2 protein-coding genes are annotated in these 2,290 nt (G+C 61.8%); both read left to right on the forward strand.

Annotated features, from left to right (window positions below; all coding sequences use genetic code 11):
• Positions 1–261 precede the first annotated feature (261 nt).
• Complete coding sequence (locus HX846_RS25810) at positions 262–1,824, forward strand: methyl-accepting chemotaxis protein (protein ID WP_371316498.1); 1,563 nt, start codon at positions 262–264, stop codon at positions 1,822–1,824.
• On the forward strand, positions 1,824–2,290 hold a 467-nt coding region (locus tag HX846_RS25815), incomplete at its 3' end, for a chemotaxis protein CheW (protein ID WP_178966351.1). The genes HX846_RS25810 and HX846_RS25815, both read left to right, overlap by 1 nt.

Below are 2,290 nucleotides of genomic sequence, written 5' to 3' on the forward strand. Positions count from 1 at the left end.
TTGCTTACTTTTGCGCTGTTCAAAAGTGAGCCGCTGTAAGAGCGGAACCATAAGCCGCCGTTACCGCAGCAACGGATATGCCCCCCCCCCCAAGAAAACTTTCCTCCCCCGAGCGTGACCCAGATCCCACAACCCGTTGATTAATGATGGCATCCGCTCAGCTATACTCCTCTCCATTTGAATGGCCCTCGAGGAATTACTGTGAAGAACTGGACCTTGCGCCAACGGATTTTGGCGAGCTTTGCGGTCATCATCGCGATCATGCTGCTGATGGTAGTGGTCTCGTATTCACGCCTGTTGAAGATCGAACTCAGCGAAGAATCAGTCCGTGACGACGCAGTCCCGGGGGTGTACCTGAGTTCGATGATCCGCAGTGCCTGGGTCGACAGTTACCTGCAAACCCTCGATATCATTGGCCTGCGCGAAGACAAGGGCCTCACCGACGCCGACAAGACCGACTTCAAGTCTTTCGAAACCCGTATCCTCACCCAGATGGCCAATTACAAGGCGACCATCAACGGCGGCGAGGACCAGGCCGAGTTCGATAAATTCGAAGCCCTGCACCAGGCCTATAACAAGGCCCTGTCCGGCGTTCTCGACCACCTGCAGAACCACGACGTGGCCGCCGCCCGCAAACTGTTCGACGCCGAGCTGACCCCGACCTGGACCGCAGGCCGCATGAAGCTCAACGACATCATCACCGAAAACAAAAACGTCGCGGACCGCGCCACCAACGCTATCGACGACGCCGTGTCCGCTGCAAAAATCAGCATGGGCGTCTCGCTGATCCTCGCGATCCTCGCCGCTGGCCTCTGCGGCCTGCTGCTGATGCGCGCGATCATGGCGCCGATGAAACGCATCGTCGACATCCTCGAAACCATGCGCACCGGCGACTTGAGCAAACGCCTGAACCTCGAACGCAAGGACGAATTCGGCGCAGTAGAGACCGGCTTCAACGACATGATGACCGAGCTCACCGCCCTGGTGTCCCAGGCACAGCGCTCTTCGGTACAGGTCACTACCTCGGTCACCGAGATTGCCGCGACTTCCAAGCAACAACAGGCCACGGCCACTGAAACCGCCGCGACGACCACCGAGATCGGCGCTACTTCGCGGGAGATCGCTGCTACTTCCAAGGACTTGGTCCGTACCATGACCGAAGTCTCCACCGCCGCCGACCAGGCCTCGGTGGCCGCCGGCTCCGGCCAGCAAGGCCTGGCGCGCATGGAAGAAACCATGCACTCGGTGATGGGCGCAGCTGACCTGGTAAACGCCAAGCTGGCGATCCTCAATGAGAAGGCCGGCAACATCAACCAGGTGGTGGTGACCATCGTCAAGGTCGCCGACCAGACCAACCTGTTGTCCCTCAACGCTGCCATCGAGGCCGAGAAGGCCGGTGAGTACGGTCGCGGGTTTGCCGTGGTAGCCACCGAAGTGCGGCGCCTGGCCGACCAGACCGCCGTGGCCACCTACGACATCGAGCAGATGGTGCGCGAGATCCAGTCGGCAGTGTCGGCCGGGGTGATGGGCATGGACAAGTTCTCTGAAGAAGTGCGCCGTGGCATGTTCGAGGTGCAGCAGGTGGGCGAGCAGTTGTCGCAGATCATCCATCAGGTGCAGGCCCTGGCGCCACGGGTGTTGATGGTCAACGAAGGCATGCAGGCCCAGGCCACCGGCGCCGAGCAGATCAACCATGCGCTGGTGCAGTTGGGCGATGCCAGCAGCCAGACCGTGGAGTCCCTGCGTCAGGCCAGCTTTGCCATCGACGAGCTGAGCCAGGTCGCCGTCGGCCTGCGCAGCGGCGTGTCGCGTTTTAAAGTCTGATGAACGACCTCGCGGCTAAACGCGGTGCCGTTGCGGCAGTGAAGAAAGCACTGTTCCTGGTGTTTCACATCGGTAATGAACGGTATGCCCTCAAGGCCACGGAAGTGGCCGAGGTGCTGCCGCGCCTGCCGCTCAAGCCCATTGCCCATGCGCCTGCGTGGGTCGCCGGGATCTTTGCCCATCGCGGGGCGATGGTGCCGGTGATCGATCTCAGTGCCTTGACCTTCGGTACGCCGGCCCAGGCCCGCACCAGCACGCGCCTGGTGTTGGTCAATTATCAGCCGGATGCACTCACTCCGACACGCTGGCTGGGGCTGATCCTCGAACAGGCCACCGATACCCTGCGCTGTGACCCGGCGGAGTTCCAGCCCTACGGCCTGGGCAACCGCCAGGCACGTTACCTGGGCCCGGTGCGCGAAGACGAGCGTGGCTTGATGCAGTGGATCGGCGTGGCGGACCTGCTGAC

The organism is Pseudomonas sp. K5002, from assembly GCF_013386655.1.
Taxonomy (GTDB): domain Bacteria; phylum Pseudomonadota; class Gammaproteobacteria; order Pseudomonadales; family Pseudomonadaceae; genus Aquipseudomonas.